The organism is Candidatus Bathyarchaeota archaeon, from assembly GCA_026014685.1.
Classification (GTDB): Archaea; Thermoproteota; Bathyarchaeia; order Bathyarchaeales; family Bathycorpusculaceae; genus Bathycorpusculum.
Genome location: JAOZHW010000022.1, coordinates 40,572 through 54,003, shown reverse-complemented (window position 1 = coordinate 54,003; position 13,432 = coordinate 40,572). Strand labels below are relative to the sequence as shown.

General features: G+C 43.4%; 19 protein-coding genes, 2 tRNA genes and 1 pseudogene. 14 read left to right on the top strand and 8 right to left on the bottom strand.

The window, feature by feature from the left end:
- Positions 1-93: 93 nt before the first annotated feature.
- The 7 genes and pseudogenes from NWE96_11435 to fsa all read left to right on the top strand — a co-directional run bounded on the left by NWE96_11435 (position 94) and on the right by fsa (position 6,169).
- Positions 94-729: a MarC family protein gene (locus NWE96_11435; GenBank protein MCW3984581.1), complete on the top strand. Its 636-nt coding sequence runs from the start codon at positions 94-96 to the stop codon at positions 727-729.
- A 98-nt stretch (positions 730-827) separates the two neighbouring features.
- Complete coding sequence (locus NWE96_11430) at positions 828-1,229, top strand: hypothetical protein (protein ID MCW3984580.1); 402 nt, start codon at positions 828-830, stop codon at positions 1,227-1,229.
- Between the two features lie 152 nt (positions 1,230-1,381).
- Complete coding sequence (prs, locus tag NWE96_11425; protein ID MCW3984579.1) at positions 1,382-2,236, top strand: ribose-phosphate diphosphokinase; 855 nt, start codon at positions 1,382-1,384, stop codon at positions 2,234-2,236.
- A 565-nt stretch (positions 2,237-2,801) separates the two neighbouring features.
- Positions 2,802-3,368, top strand: a pseudogene (locus NWE96_11420) (ribulose-phosphate 3-epimerase).
- Between the two features lie 177 nt (positions 3,369-3,545).
- Positions 3,546-4,409, top strand: coding sequence for a transketolase (locus NWE96_11415; GenBank protein MCW3984578.1), 864 nt, complete (start codon positions 3,546-3,548; stop codon positions 4,407-4,409).
- 33 nt (positions 4,410-4,442) lie between these two features.
- Positions 4,443-5,453, top strand: coding sequence for a transketolase family protein (locus NWE96_11410; protein ID MCW3984577.1), 1,011 nt, complete (start codon positions 4,443-4,445; stop codon positions 5,451-5,453).
- A gap of 56 nt (positions 5,454-5,509) precedes the next feature.
- Positions 5,510-6,169 carry a fructose-6-phosphate aldolase gene (gene fsa / locus NWE96_11405; GenBank protein ID MCW3984576.1) on the top strand — a complete coding sequence of 220 codons (660 nt, stop codon included), beginning with the start codon at positions 5,510-5,512 and terminating at the stop codon, positions 6,167-6,169.
- Positions 6,170-6,222: 53 nt separating this feature from the next.
- On the opposite strand, the gene NWE96_11400 is transcribed toward fsa, so the two are convergent.
- Positions 6,223-6,298, bottom strand: a tRNA-Arg gene (locus tag NWE96_11400).
- A gap of 247 nt (positions 6,299-6,545) precedes the next feature.
- Between NWE96_11400 and NWE96_11395 the strand changes: the two genes are divergently transcribed.
- Entirely contained in the window at positions 6,546-6,704 is a 159-nt protein-coding gene (locus tag NWE96_11395; protein MCW3984575.1) for a hypothetical protein, read from the top strand.
- Between the two features lie 97 nt (positions 6,705-6,801).
- A tRNA-Ile gene (locus tag NWE96_11390) sits at positions 6,802-6,879 on the top strand.
- Positions 6,880-6,898: 19 nt separating this feature from the next.
- Here NWE96_11390 and NWE96_11385 read toward each other — a convergent pair.
- Positions 6,899-7,879, bottom strand: a complete 981-nt coding sequence (locus tag NWE96_11385; GenBank protein ID MCW3984574.1) for a YihY/virulence factor BrkB family protein — start codon at positions 7,877-7,879, stop codon at positions 6,899-6,901.
- Positions 7,880-8,041: 162 nt separating this feature from the next.
- Between NWE96_11385 and NWE96_11380 the strand changes: the two genes are divergently transcribed.
- On the top strand, positions 8,042-8,422 hold the full coding sequence (locus NWE96_11380; GenBank protein MCW3984573.1) for an MscL family protein: 381 nt from the start codon (positions 8,042-8,044) through the stop codon (positions 8,420-8,422).
- 2 nt (positions 8,423-8,424) lie between these two features.
- Here NWE96_11380 and NWE96_11375 read toward each other — a convergent pair whose 3' ends face one another.
- Positions 8,425-8,625, bottom strand: a complete 201-nt coding sequence (locus NWE96_11375; protein ID MCW3984572.1) for a hypothetical protein — start codon at positions 8,623-8,625, stop codon at positions 8,425-8,427.
- Positions 8,626-8,711: 86 nt separating this feature from the next.
- Here NWE96_11375 and NWE96_11370 point away from each other — a divergent pair, with 86 nt between their 5' ends.
- The 3 genes from NWE96_11370 to NWE96_11360 all read left to right on the top strand — a co-directional run bounded on the left by NWE96_11370 (position 8,712) and on the right by NWE96_11360 (position 9,909).
- Positions 8,712-9,164 (top strand): hypothetical protein, encoded by a 453-nt coding sequence (locus NWE96_11370; protein MCW3984571.1) that lies wholly within the window; start codon positions 8,712-8,714, stop codon positions 9,162-9,164.
- Positions 9,165-9,418: 254 nt separating this feature from the next.
- The gene (locus NWE96_11365; GenBank protein MCW3984570.1) at positions 9,419-9,601 is read left to right on the top strand and encodes a DUF4258 domain-containing protein; all 183 of its coding nucleotides are present in this window, start codon (positions 9,419-9,421) and stop codon (positions 9,599-9,601) included.
- An 86-nt stretch (positions 9,602-9,687) separates the two neighbouring features.
- On the top strand, positions 9,688-9,909 hold the full coding sequence (locus tag NWE96_11360; GenBank protein ID MCW3984569.1) for a DUF2283 domain-containing protein: 222 nt from the start codon (positions 9,688-9,690) through the stop codon (positions 9,907-9,909).
- Positions 9,910-9,959: 50 nt separating this feature from the next.
- On the opposite strand, the gene NWE96_11355 is transcribed toward NWE96_11360, so the two are convergent.
- From NWE96_11355 to NWE96_11340, 4 genes are all read right to left on the bottom strand, one after another.
- Positions 9,960-10,343 (bottom strand): PIN domain-containing protein, encoded by a 384-nt coding sequence (locus NWE96_11355; GenBank protein MCW3984568.1) that lies wholly within the window; start codon positions 10,341-10,343, stop codon positions 9,960-9,962.
- Complete coding sequence (locus tag NWE96_11350) at positions 10,336-10,587, bottom strand: AbrB/MazE/SpoVT family DNA-binding domain-containing protein (protein MCW3984567.1); 252 nt, start codon at positions 10,585-10,587, stop codon at positions 10,336-10,338. The genes NWE96_11355 and NWE96_11350 overlap by 8 nt, the downstream gene beginning before the upstream one ends.
- 226 nt (positions 10,588-10,813) lie before the next feature.
- Positions 10,814-11,248: a type II toxin-antitoxin system VapC family toxin gene (locus tag NWE96_11345; protein MCW3984566.1), complete on the bottom strand. Its 435-nt coding sequence runs from the start codon at positions 11,246-11,248 to the stop codon at positions 10,814-10,816.
- The gene (locus NWE96_11340; protein ID MCW3984565.1) at positions 11,245-11,469 is read right to left on the bottom strand and encodes a type II toxin-antitoxin system CcdA family antitoxin; all 225 of its coding nucleotides are present in this window, start codon (positions 11,467-11,469) and stop codon (positions 11,245-11,247) included. Before NWE96_11340 ends, NWE96_11345 begins: the two co-directional genes overlap by 4 nt.
- A gap of 77 nt (positions 11,470-11,546) precedes the next feature.
- Here NWE96_11340 and NWE96_11335 point away from each other — a divergent pair, with 77 nt between their 5' ends.
- Entirely contained in the window at positions 11,547-11,813 is a 267-nt protein-coding gene (locus tag NWE96_11335) for a hypothetical protein (GenBank protein MCW3984564.1), read from the top strand.
- A 203-nt stretch (positions 11,814-12,016) separates the two neighbouring features.
- Here the strand turns inward: NWE96_11335 and NWE96_11330 are convergent, their stop codons facing one another.
- Entirely contained in the window at positions 12,017-13,429 is a 1,413-nt protein-coding gene (locus NWE96_11330) for a hypothetical protein (GenBank protein MCW3984563.1), read from the bottom strand.
- Positions 13,430-13,432: the final 3 nt, after the last annotated feature.

Here is a 13,432-nt window from a genome sequence, read left to right as displayed (position 1 = left end):
AAAATTTGTTATTACAACAACATACCATCGCAGAAAAAAACGATGAATACGAAATGAAACCCTCATGAAATATTTATATCCAACAGCTACTTTCTGCACCTAAAGAGGTGCGCAGCTTTCTCAACAGTTGACTTTGCGATAGTAGCAATTTCATCTATCGTGGCAGTGATGAATCCCCTCAGCACCACCGCTGTATTCATCGCGCTCACGAAGGGAAATAACCCTGAGAAAAACCGCAAAATAGCTGCTAAAGCCACAAAATTAGGCTTCGTTATTTTGGCTTTTTTCGCTCTTACAGGCACACTTCTTTTTCAAATATTTAGCCTTGAAGTATACGCATTCCAGATAGCAGGCGGTATTCTTCTGGTTTCAATCGCGTTGAGGATGCTTTCTGAAAAAAACGGGTTTTCAACTGAAGAAAATCATGAAGAAATTTCAATTATTCCATTGACTTTTCCTCTTACCGCAGGTCCAGGAACCATAACTACAGTCATCTTGTTGTTTTCGCAGGCAATCAGTGTTTTTGAGGCAGTTTTCGTATTTGTAGGAATAGCCGTTGGGGTTCTGTTATCCTACTTGGGAATGGTGCATGCGCACAGATTGTTCAAGCTTTTAGGGAAAGACGGTATACGCGTGGTAACCGCGCTGATGGCAATAATCGTGCTTGCGATTGCAGTACAATTTGTTATAACCGGAATCATTTCCGTTATCCCCCATATCACCCAGTGATATTTAGAGTTAACAGAAAAAAGACAAAACAAAATTGCATGAAGAAACAATCGTTTTCGTTTGGTAACTTTTATTAGATTTTAAAGAGTTAGTCAAACATGAAAAAATCTAAGATAATTCTATTGGCGCTTCTCACTGTAGTCATTGCTGTTTCCGTTGTTGGCGTCACGCTATTTTCAGGCATGCTAGGGTCAATCTTTGCAGAACCTCCTCAAATCCAAGAAGCCTCAATTGCCACAAGCTTTGGGGGAGGATACGACCTAGACGTAGGAGCATACATACTGGAAGGCACAGCTCAGAACCTTGGACAAAAAGACGCAAAAAACGTCACTGTAGACATTAGCTTCTTTAACGCCGATACTCAACAGGAATTAAAGACACAAACCATCTCTCTTGGTGACATTGCAGCAGAGAGCACAAAAAACATCAACCGCCACATTGAATTCCCAAGCGATTCAATACAGGTCACTTTTACCACCACAGATCCGGTATGGGAATAAACGTCCCTCCCAAAATTTTCTTAGACTTAAGCTTGCCCATAAACGCCTGTTTGGCTACATAGCAAGGCTCTTGGGAAAATAAACCTCGGAAACGATTATTTTTGCTAATCAAATAAGGTAGGCTTTTTATACTGTTCTGGCGATTTAGGGGTATGGAAAAATTTCTATTAGTTGGTCCGAACTGTTCCGACCTCGCAGAACCAAACATCCAGATAAAGAAATTCCATGACTGCGAGAATTACATATACATTCCACAGATTGAAAAACTAACAGGCAAACACGTTACAATCCTACACAGATGTTACCCAGACCAAGACTCACGTCTTCTACAGTTTTTCCAAATTTTAAGCGCAGTAAAACCCGTTGCAGCAAAAGTAACTGCAATCATCCCCTATCTGCCCTACTCTAGGCAAGACGAGATTTCTAGACCTGGCGAAACTGATTCTGCAAGAATGATTATCAAATTACTCGCCAGCGCGGGGCTTGATGAACTCGTAACTTTTAATTGCCACTTTATAGAATCAGGTGAAGCCAAAAAGGATGTCGCGGGATTATCTATAGAGAACAGATCAATTGCGACAGACTTACTAAATTATGTTAGTCCTCGAGTAACAAACCCAGTTTTTATTGCACCCGATCAAGGTTCCGCACATTTTGTTGAAAAACTAGGCGGGATTAGCATGGAAAAAACCATGGGCGCTTACATCCATGGACCAATTGCCTTTAGACAAATAACCTCTGAAAAACTCGATGCAGACATTGCAGGTAGAGACGTTATTTTGATCGATGACATGATCATTAGCGGAGAGACGATGATTAAGGCTGTGCAGGTATGCAAAAAGGGTGGAGCTAAAAGAATCGTTTGCGCTTCAGTTCATGGGTTATTGGTGGGTTGTGCGTTTGATAGGATTAGGGCTGCGGGTGCAAAAGAAATCGTAGTTAGTGATAGTGTGCCAAGCCCTGCAGCGGTTGTAAGCATAAAGAAGCAGCTAAAAGACTTTCTATAATGATTAACAGCACATACCCTTGTCTGCCAAGAATCCCCGACGGATAATCGAGCAGGCGCTAACCTGCTCAGCAGAGAATTTTTAGCGGTTATCAACAAAATTTAATATACTTTGGGTATTAACTTGGACGCAGTCGTTACATAAAGAAAAAAAGTTATCCATCTGAGAAAAGAGGAACAGGGAAAAATATGGAGCCAACAGTAGAGGGTTGTCCAAATTGTAGCAGTAAAGACGAGCCTGAAATAATCGTTAAAGGCGAAGCAGTTTTGGCAATTTGCCCAAAATGCAAGGTTGTTCGATTCAAATTACCTTGGCTTTAAAAAGATCAGTTCTTACCAAACATATTCATTCATCGATAATTTTGAACAAAATTTTATTATAATATACTCCCAAATTGAGATAGAATTGTTAATAATCTGAATAATACTGGTTAAGGTAGCGGCTGTCCTTATATGGCAAGTAAGTGATAATGTTTATATATTCTCGAGATTCTGTCGAGACAGATTTAAAAATAATCAGAGAGTTAAACAAACAAACATCAGAAACCGCTTGACAGTTGATTCAGATGGAAGTTGAAGTAATCCCTGCAATCTTGGTGAAAAGTCGAGAAGACTTGCTTGCCCACATCGACAAAGTTAAAACAAGCGTTACAGCCGTCCATATCGACATTATGGACAACATTTTTGTCCCCAACAAGACGATTGGACTTGAGAGTTTAACAGATCTTCCCTCGGGAATCTCGTATGAATTCCACTGGATGGTAAAAGACCCACACAACTGGATTTCAAAAGTCCCTGGCAACCACATGCATCTAGTTCATGTTGAAACTATTTCTGATTGGAGCGAAATAGAGAAAGCACTCAATGGTGGCGGAAAAATAGGCCTCGCCATCAATCCACCGACCCCCGTCGAAAAACTTTATCCCTACCTCAACGACAAAGAGGTCAAAAAAGTTCTCTTAATGACAGTCAATCCTGGTTTCAGTGGACAAAAGTACATCGCTGAAGTCGAATCTAAAATGAGGGTTCTTCGAGCAAAATTCTCCGAACTCGAAATCGAAGTTGACGGCGGAATAAACCCCGAAACCTCCGAGAGAGCAAGTGCCGCAGGAGCCAATGTCCTCGCCGCATCCAGCTCAATTTTTATGGCAAAAAACATCCCTGAAGCAGTTAAGAATATCTACGACTCAGGCATTCGAGGTAGAGATAAATCGCAGACCTGTGTGTGGGAACCAATGACAGAAGACGTAAATCCTCCAAAATTGATCACTGAACGTCCAAAGCAAACGCTTCTTGAACTCAATTCATCGATTGGCGCAACCAAAGTTACGGATATACAGAAACTCTATCTGTTATCGAACAACATTAGACAAAGCATTGTAAAGATGCTTCATGCAGCAAAATCGGGTCACCCTGCAGGCTCGATGGGTTTAGCTGATATATTTACAGCACTTTACTTCAATGTTCTAAACCACGATCCCAAGAACCCAAATTGGGAAGGCAGAGACCGATTTGTCTTATCTAACGGTCACGTCTGTCCGGGATTATACGCTACAATGGCAGAAGCGGGATACTTCCCCAAAGAAGAGTTAATGACCCTAAGAAAACTGGGTTCAAGATTACAGGGGCATCCTCACAGAGAAACATTACCTGGAATAGAGAACAGTTCAGGTCCTCTCGGTCAGGGACTCTCGATTGCAGTTGGAATGGCACTTGTTGCAAAACGAGAAAAAAAGAGCTGGAGCGTTTACTGTGTTTGCTCAGACGGGGAACATAATGAGGGACAAATATGGGAAGCAGTCCTCTTAGCGAACAAATTTAAACTGGGCAATTTAGTTGCAATAATGGACCGCAACAACATCCAAATCGACGGGTTTACTGAAGATGTCCTTCCACTCGAATCACTCGAAGAAAAATACAAAGCCTTCGGATGGCACGTAATCAACATCGACGGCCACAACATTCAACAAATAATTTCCGCTTGCAACGAAGCCAAAACCATAATCGATAAACCAACGATGATAATCGCACACACTATACCTGGAAAAGATATCTCATTTATGGAATTTATCACCGAGTGGCACGGCAAATCTCCAGGTGACAAAGAAGCAACAACAGCCTTAGAAGATCTTGAACAGGAGCGAAAATTCTATCGCAATCAACAAAAGGAGTAGTCCAGGTTTACCTGAAATGACTGTGGTGTTAACATGACGAATTCATCAAAAATCAACAAACAAATGGGCCTAATAGATAACATTGACACGCCGCAAAGCAAAAAACCAAGTCGAGACGGATTTGGAAAAGCATTAGTTGAAATCGGAGCCGAAAACCCCAACCTTTGGGTAATGACTGCTGACGTCTCTGAAAGCACCCGAACACACTGGTTCGCAGAAAAATATCCTGACAGATTTGTCCAAGTTGGAGTATCTGAACAGAACCTGGCAGGTGTAGCCGCAGGTATTGCTTCTTGTGGAAAAACAGTCTTCATCTCAGCGTACGGAGTTTTTTCACCTGGACGCAACTGGGATCAGGTCCGTGTTTCAATCTGTTACAATAATCTACCAGTAAAATTGCACGGTTCCCACACTGGAGTTACAGTTGGACCCGACGGCGCATCCCACCAAGCCCTAGAAGACATCGCAATCACCCGAGTTCTCCCCAACATGACCGTTATCGTTCCAGCAGATGTTGAAGAAGCAAGAAAAGCAACCATCGAAGCAAGTAAAACAAAAAATCCTGTCTACATCAGATCCTGCCGAGAAAAAATGCCCGTATTCACCACACATCTAACACCCTTCGTAATTGGAAAGGCAAACACTTACCGCGATGGAAAAGATGTAGCGATCTTTGCGTGTGGACCACAAGTGTATGAATCAATACTTGCAGCAGAGAAACTTGAATCCGAAGGAATCTCGTGTGCCGTAATCGACTGCCACACAATTAAACCAATAGACACCGAAGCAATCAGGTTTTGGGCGAAAAGAACAGGCTTCATCGTCAGTGTTGAAGATCACCAAATAACAGGGGGACTCGGCGGCGCAATCGCAGAGGTTTTAAGTGAATCAGGAAAGTCGACCCCTTGTGTGTTAAGGCGGCACGGCATCAAGAACATGTTCTGTGAATCGGGAGAGCCTCTTGAACTTTTGAAGAAATATAAACTTGACTGCGAGGGCATTGCAGAATTCGTTCGAGAAAACTACCGAGCTACAACCGAGTAATGGGGCAAGTTTTAATTGACTCCCATTATAATGTCTAATAATCTGAGATGAAAAATATGGAATTCTTCCTAGATACCGCAAATGTTGAACAGATAAAAAAAGCAGTTGCTCTCGGAGTGGTCGACGGAGTAACAACTAACCCCACACTTATCGCAAAAGAAGGCGGCAAAAGCCAACAAGCGATAATTGCCGAGATTGCAAAAGTAGTAAACGGACCAATATCCGTTGAAGGCAACGCAGATACCTGCGATGAGATTGTTCGCGAGGGCGAAGCATATTCAAAATGGGCAAAAAACATAGTTGTTAAGATTGCGTTTACTCAGGAAGGAATCAAAGCCGCCAAGATTCTTGAAAGCAGAGGAATTAAAACAAACATCACCTTAGTCTTTAGTGCAGGTCAAGCGTTGATTGCGGCGAAGGCGGGGGCAAGCTATGTGTCGCCGTTTATTGGAAGACTAGATGATATTTCCGAAGACGGCATGAACTTGATTAGGGATATTATCCAGATTTACAAAAACTACGGGTTTAAAACAAAGATTATCGTTGCCAGCATCCGCCATCCTATTCACGTTTTGGAGGCAGCAAAAGCAGGGGCGCACATAGCAACCATACCGGCTGATGTTTTAGCAAAGATGTGGAATCACCCCCTGACTGATATTGGAATCAAGAAATTCAAAGAAGACTTCGCAAAAAGCGAAGGACAAAACCGAACCTAAAAAACTTCTGCCACATCCCAACCATTTTTTAGGGTTCTGAATTGTAAAGGAAGCGGGCCCGGTGGGATTTGAACCCACGATCTCCGGCTCCGAAGGCCGACACCTTAATCCGTGCTAGGCTACGAGCCCACGCTTCTCACAAAACAATAAAGGAGATGCACATAAAGATTTATGGCAAACCCTTTTAAACCCACCTTGCGGGGCACACATAGAGAAGGTACGGGAGTTGCTTGAAGCAGCAACTTGTCAGCAAAGCCTTGCTGTTGCGCCTTTATATAAGGGAGGGGGCCTCTGCTTTGAGACGTCGCGTGGTTCCAACCTTTTTGGATACGGTTTCGTATGCGCCCCTAAATAAGAGGCCTATAAAAAAGGGCAGTTGACCTCCGCTCAAGCCGTCTCTCTAAGCGGAACTGCTTGTGAAAAAAGCCACAACCAACCTACAGCCGCCAACTCCAGCGGAAACCAAATCAGACGCCAAAGCCACGCCCACAGCTTGTTGTTTTGTTTAGGCGTTTTTCTGCAACATCCAATCTAACAAAAGTGCTATCGTGAGATGTTATGGCTTGTGATGGCGCCCTTATCCGTTATTCTTATAAACCCACGCTAGTATTTACTTCTGACACGTCAATTGGGGGCCGGTAGCTCAGCACGGCTGGAGCGTTCGACTGATAATCGAAAGGTCGGCAGTTCAAATCCGCCTCGGCCCACCATCCCAATAACTCTATGTTTTCACGGCTCTTTCTGTGCAGGGGCCTCTGCTTCTTTAGGCGGTTGAGCGGAGTTTTCTTTTAGTGCATCCTCAATCTTTTCGCCAACCTTCTGCAGGGGTTCAATGAACTTTTGAATCGACGGGGGCAGATGCTGCTTGGCATGGGTGCCCACGGTTGTGGCGTAGGTTTTTGAGAGTTCCGCGCCGAAGAGCACGATTTGGTTGAGCACAAAAATCCACAGCAAAATAATAAGCAAAGCTCCCGCTGCGCCTGCAACGGTGGTGACTGGGAAGGTTTGGATGTAGGCTCCGAATAGGTAGTTGGTTGCCGTGAAAACTATGCCTGTCACGGTTGAGGCTAACGCTACGTCTTGCCAGTGTACTTTGGTTTGGGGAATCATCTTGTACACAATCGCCAACAGCAACGTTGCCACCGCAAACGAAAGCAGAACCTGCGCCGCTTGAAGAGCAACCAAAGTTAACCCTTCATCAACTGAAAGAAAAACAATGACACTAAACAACCTGCCCGCTATACCCGTCCAAGCAATCACAATCAAACCCAACGCCGAAACCAACGCAAACGGCACAATCTTTTGCCGAATCCGCTTCCAAAGCGGCTGACCCTTTGGCACCTTAACCTCCCAAATGATATCCATCGTATCCCGCAACACAGAAAACGCGCCGATGGCGCCACCGACTGAGAAACCAACAACCACCACAGTGGTCCAAACCGAAGTAAAGGGTGAACCAGTGCTCACGATTAGTTGACTGAACAGTTCCGCCACGGCAGGGCCAACGACGGCGGTTATTTGTTGGACTAGGAGTTGGATGGCTTGGGTTTGGCCTAAGAACTGCTCAAAAATCGCTGTCACGATCAGTAGCAGTGTCGGCAGGGGCAGGATTATGAAGAAAGTGAGTGCGGCCGCGTGGAGGGTGGAGTTGTGGTGTAGCCAAGCGGTGAATGCGGTTTTGAACATTCGGTATACTTCTTGTCGGTTCATGGGGTGCCCTTTAGAATGATGACTTAGGTTGATGGTTTGAGCTTTAAGCGGGGCTATATGGGTTTTGGTCGGGTGAGCATGGTGGGGTGTGTTTGTGTTTGAGCAGACGGGCAATAGTTATTTAAAGCTAACACTCCGAATAGTATTCAGAGGCTGAATAACTTGACTAAAGAGGATGAAATGTTAGCAGAATTAAAGAAAATCCGTGAAGCAGTAGAAAAAGCACCCGCACCCGCTCCACCAAAGGGGCTTTGGAATGAATTCAAAGACTTCCTATCAAAATATAAAATTCTTGGCTTAGCCATTGCTTTCGTGTTAGGTTTGTACTTGGGCACGTTGGTTCAGTCGCTTGTCACAGGCTTCATTATGCCTCTAATCGGCTTAGCTTTGCCGGGCCTTGGCAATCTAGCTGATGCAACTTTCGAAGTCAACAACCAAATATTCGCCTATGGTGCCTTCATATCTGCGTTGATTACTTTCATTATCGTGGCTTTCATTGCGTTTATTGTGGTGAAAGTTGCTAAGAAATGGAAGATTGAGTAGGGTTAAGCGGATTTAGGTTTAAAATCTGCTATGTATGCGGGGAAGAGGTTGTCCCCGTTTTTCTTTTCTTTTTTGTTAGCATAATCTTGTAAGCCTAGAACTATTAGGTGTTCGATGAATGTGCTTCTTTTTTCTCTTCCGCGTATGGTTTCGAGTTGTCGGAAGAGTTTTTGGTCCATGGTTATGCTTATGTTGTGCCTCAACTTTGTAGTCTCCTTACACTGTGTATACTGTGTATACTGAAAAGCTTTATTAGCTTTCCTATACCAAATATTAACAGGCAAAGTACATGAAAACCCTCCGCATATCCGACGACGCCCACCAAAAACTAACCGCCATGCTAGGCGAAATCACCGCCCAAACCATGAAAATGCAAACCTACACCGACGCCATCGAAAACCTCCTCTCCACCAGCATCTCACTCCCCCCCGAACTCCTAAACGAAACCCAAACCTTCATCGAAACCAACCGCAACCTCGGCTACACCAGCCGCGAAGAATTCATCCGCGACGCCATCCGAAAACAACTCCGCGCCCAAAAAGACCAATACGTATGCATAGAAATCACCAAAGACGAATACGAAAAAACCCAGCAAGCCCTCCAAGACCTAGACACCGAGTTCCTAAGCGTAGATGACTTCATCAATCACCAAATCCGCAACTTAATCTCAAAGCATCAAGACTACATCAAGCAAAAAGAAGCTTACGAACAGAAGAAGCGCATCAAAACAGGCTCCTTTTAAAATCACGCCATCTCTCTTGCGTGACCTCCCCTCCCTTATTTAAAGGCTAAAGACTGAGCCCAAGTCATCGGCAAGCTACTTGTGCGAGCAACTGAACTGCCCCTTTTATCAAAATGTATGCATTGATTATTCCTTTGACACAATGATGCCCGCATGTGTGGGTACGGATGTAGTAGGATGGGGTTCGCATTTTAAGGTCCCTGTTATTCTCAGATGGAAAAATTAATAATCGCACTCCACAGACACCAGCTAACATGAAGTTTACCTCTCATGGAAAATACCGTGCCAAAGAACGAGGCATAACCGAAAAAGCCATCATGCAAGCAATCCTCGAACCCACCAGCGTCTTCTATGATCTCTCATCTGCAGCCTACGTTGCCTTCAAAAAACTCGACGGGGCAACAGCGCCTGGTTGTTTACGCATCCGAAGGCGATAGGTAAAGGTTATAACAACTTTTATTTCATCATCCGCCCAAGACATAATCGATACCAAGCTGAAAGCCAACGTATGGGAGAAAATCAAATGAAGATAGAATACGACCGCAAAGCCGACATACTATACATCAAACTCAAAGACGCCAAAATCAACGACACCCGCATGCTAAGCGAAGATGTCTACGCCGATATAGATAAAGACCAAAACTTTGTAGGCATAGAAATCTGGAAAGCATCCACAAACGCCATACAACCCCTATCCAAAGACATATCCCAAGAAGTACAAGCAACCATACAAAAATGCGCCTAAAGAGTAAGCAAGTGCTGTCACGTCTTTGATTAAAAAAGAAGATGATTGCTTTATATCCATGCGGTTTTGATTTCTCTGATTTTCCCAAAGTGCACATCGTCGGAGAAACAAACAGCATCTAACAGGGCTGCTGTCGCCGCAATTATACTGTCACCCATTGAGAGTTGGTATTTATGGCTTAGTTGGGCGGCAAACTCTGCAATTTGGTCACTAACGGGGATTATTTGAAAACTGTTTCGTATTTCAGTGACTTTTATTTTCGCTATTTCCCGTCCTTCCCTAACTATCGCCAACTTGTAAACTTCATAAATAACAGCTGCTGAAATGAATCGCTCTTTCCGATTTTGCTCCTGCTTAATCTTTTTTATTACTTCACTATCGCTTGAATAGTATAACTCCATAAAAAAACGGGTATCATAAACTGCTTTATTCATCTTCTTCCCTGAGTTTATCGAGTAGTTTCTTCATTTCCTCGGGAGACCCATACTGCGAGTATGCGCCTACGCTGTCCCAAATTGACTTTTTAGGCTTAAGCAAAATGCCGTCCTCTGTATCGAGCACCGCAAGTTTTGTTCCCTCTTGGATTTTGTACTTCTTGCGCAGGCTCACGGGAATGGTTGTTTGACCCTTCTTTGTCACTACAACCTCTTTTTCTGCTACTTCGAATTCAATTTCCAACTTTAATTCCAGGTATTACAGTATTAAAATTCTTACTTAATTAATTTTCGGGTAATAATAGGCTTTAGCGAAAGAGCGTCATAGACATATAACGTGCCCTATGCCGACAATACCGCATAGGTTCCAGCCCACCCTTCAACACGCGCAGTAAAGTGTGCATTTAGGACCTACCTCAGTGGACCCTTCCCCACCCTACCTAACACGCTTCAATTATTTTTGGGGGTTGTTATTCTTCTTTTGGTTTTGTAGCGTTTAGGGTTACCGCATTTGTTGTTTGGATGTGTTTTTGGGCTTTATTTTTTAATTGTTTGTCTTCTGTGACTAAAATTAGTCCGTTTTCTTTTGCTGCAAAAAGGTAGCTTGCATCGTAGAAGGTGAGTTTTTCGCTTTCTGAAATGTCGAGTATCTGTTGGAATTGGTCTGGTGTTGGGGATAGTTTTTGGGTTGCTGAGAATATTTTTTGCATTCTGTTTTTTAGGGTTTCTGATTCTTGTTTTGTTAAAAAGTTGGTTATGTAGGTTTCTTTGAAGATTGCGTTTCCAACTTCGTAAAATGTTAAGTCAAGTATGCAGGATGCTTCTAGATAAGTCAGTGTTGTTTGTGGGTCTGCTGTTTTCATTAAAAGCATAAAGGAGCTGGCATCTAGGAGGTAGCGCTTCATCTTTGGTCTCTTGATTCCCTTATGGCTTTCGCGATTTCTTCGTCAGGAATTTTTTGCAAGATAATTTTTATGTCGCTGAGGGCTTGTGATAGTTCTTCTTGTTCGTGTTTTTTGATTTCTGCTTCAAGAGCTGCCCTGACGGTTTTGCTTATGTCTATTTTGTATTTTCGTGTTTTTTCTTTGAGGGTTTTTTTGACTCTGACGGTAACGATTTCTGTCATACAAAAATGTAATACTACTTACGTATATAAAATTAATGTGCTTCAAAATAAAACAATCAATAAAAAGTTCTAAACCCTTGTTGCCATGTAGGGAACCACGCGACGTCTCAAAGCAGAGGCCCCCTCCCTTATTTAAAGCAGCTAAACCCCAGTTATTTCAAGGCTGTCCAGAGGCGCTCGAAGTAGCCGAAGCACACCGCCACCACCAACCCACACACCCACCCAAAGACAAAACAGGCAAACCCTACCAAACAACAAAAGAACAAAAAAGAGACCAACACAACCCCAAACACCAAAACAACACAATAACAACCCGAAGCCACGCCACCCAATCCGAAAAGTAAAAAAAAACAAACAGAAAATAGAACAAATAAAATTCTAAAATAACTGTTTTTCTATGTTGAGAACCACGCCATCTCTCAACCGCCGCCCTACCTGTACTTAGAGCAAAGAATCACCAAGGTCTAACAATTTGAAAGCTCAAACTAACATTGAAGTTTTTCTAAATCGAAAAAATAACAAAAGAAAAAAGAAGAAAATATTTTTCTTATGCAGATAGTCTAACGAATTCGATATTCCAACTGCTGGTATTGCTATCAGAGCCAGTATTTGAGTCAACGAATCTAATGTCGAACGATGAACTGCTTAGAGCAACTGTAAAAGTGTATGTATAGCTAGATTGAGACATTGTACCCAATGAGACCCATTGCGAGCCGCTCCAGTAGTAAACGTTTAAGTTTTCACCTGGAGAACCATATGAACCGGTGCCAGTTTTTATTTCTAAAGCAGTATATGATGCATAGTTACTTACGCTGGTAAATTGCATTTGGATGTCAGCACGTCTACCATCGGTACTGCTACTTTCGGTAATTGTACCAAAGTCACTATCGCCATCTTGCATGTTGTTGAAATTAGTTATCGTTCCGCGTTGCGCTGTATTATGAAGGCCTTGAGTGGATGTATCAATATAATGGTCTTGAACTGTGAAAGTTGCTCTAACGGTGCTTGCAGAATTGACGGTCATAGTTGTTGATGCTGAACCTGAGCTAGCGAATGTTACTGAACCAGATGGGTTAGACCACGCTGAGAAAGTATATCCGCTATTTGGGCTTGCAGATATTGCTTGGCCTGATACACCACCGTCAAACCAACCAGATGCGGTAGTGGTACCTGAACCAGATGGACTAACTTCGAAAGTAACATAGTATTGTGTTTTGTATGTTGGTGTGGCTGTACCTGAGGTTATTATTGGGGTAGCTAAACCTGTTGTGCCTGTTAAGACGTATTGTTTGCCAGTGCCTGCTGGAACTGTGCCTGTGTAGGAATATGTGGTGCCGCTGTCAACCCAGAGGTTGTTTTGTGGAAGGCTTGTGTAAGTTGTTGAGCCTACTGTGAGCACTGTGCCTGTATAACCTGTGCCTATGTTACCTGCACCGAAAGAACATTGATATTGGGTCTTGTAGTTGGCTGTCACGGTTGCTGCTGAGTTGGGGGTTGTGTATGTTTGGGAGGCTGAGCCGCCGATGCTCCAGCTTGTCCATGCATATTGTTTTCCTGTTCCTGCCGCTACTGTTGTGGATGCGCTGATTGAGTGGGTGGTTCCGGGTACCCAGTTGAAGGATAATGTTTGTAGTTGTGCGTAAGTGTATGTTACTGAGTCGATGGTAACTATGGCTTGGGTTGCATCGCTGCCTGCTCCGTTTTGTCTAAATTGTATGGCAACTGTCGCAGCATTCACAGTTATAGTTACTGAGTTTGAGTCAAGTGAAACTGGTGGGGTTGCACTGTCGGTTACTTTTACGTAAACGGTATGGGGTGAACCGGTAACTGAAGCAGTATATTCGTAGGTGGAGCTGGTCTGACCAGAAACTATGGTGCCATCCAAGTACCATTGATAGGACTTTGCGCCGACACCGCCAGTAACGGAGGCAGTGAAGGTCTGTTTATTGCCAGCAGTCATAGT

Coding starts and splice junctions, on each gene's coding strand:
- NWE96_11385 (MCW3984574.1), bottom strand. CDS start 7,879: ATGAACCGACAAGAAGTATACCGAATGTTCAAAACCGCATTCACCGCT.
- NWE96_11365 (MCW3984570.1), top strand. CDS start 9,419: ATGAAGTTTACCTCTCATGGAAAATACCGTGCCAAAGAACGAGGCATA.
- NWE96_11360 (MCW3984569.1), top strand. CDS start 9,688: ATGAAGATAGAATACGACCGCAAAGCCGACATACTATACATCAAACTC.
- NWE96_11340 (MCW3984565.1), bottom strand. CDS start 11,469: ATGACAGAAATCGTTACCGTCAGAGTCAAAAAAACCCTCAAAGAAAAA.
- NWE96_11355 (MCW3984568.1), bottom strand. CDS start 10,343: ATGAATAAAGCAGTTTATGATACCCGTTTTTTTATGGAGTTATACTAT.
- NWE96_11330 (MCW3984563.1), bottom strand. CDS start 13,429: ATGACTGCTGGCAATAAACAGACCTTCACTGCCTCCGTTACTGGCGGT.
- NWE96_11370 (MCW3984571.1), top strand. CDS start 8,712: ATGAAAACCCTCCGCATATCCGACGACGCCCACCAAAAACTAACCGCC.
- NWE96_11410 (MCW3984577.1), top strand. CDS start 4,443: ATGACGAATTCATCAAAAATCAACAAACAAATGGGCCTAATAGATAAC.
- prs (MCW3984579.1), top strand. CDS start 1,382: ATGGAAAAATTTCTATTAGTTGGTCCGAACTGTTCCGACCTCGCAGAA.
- NWE96_11430 (MCW3984580.1), top strand. CDS start 828: ATGAAAAAATCTAAGATAATTCTATTGGCGCTTCTCACTGTAGTCATT.
- NWE96_11345 (MCW3984566.1), bottom strand. CDS start 11,248: ATGAAGCGCTACCTCCTAGATGCCAGCTCCTTTATGCTTTTAATGAAA.
- fsa (MCW3984576.1), top strand. CDS start 5,510: ATGGAATTCTTCCTAGATACCGCAAATGTTGAACAGATAAAAAAAGCA.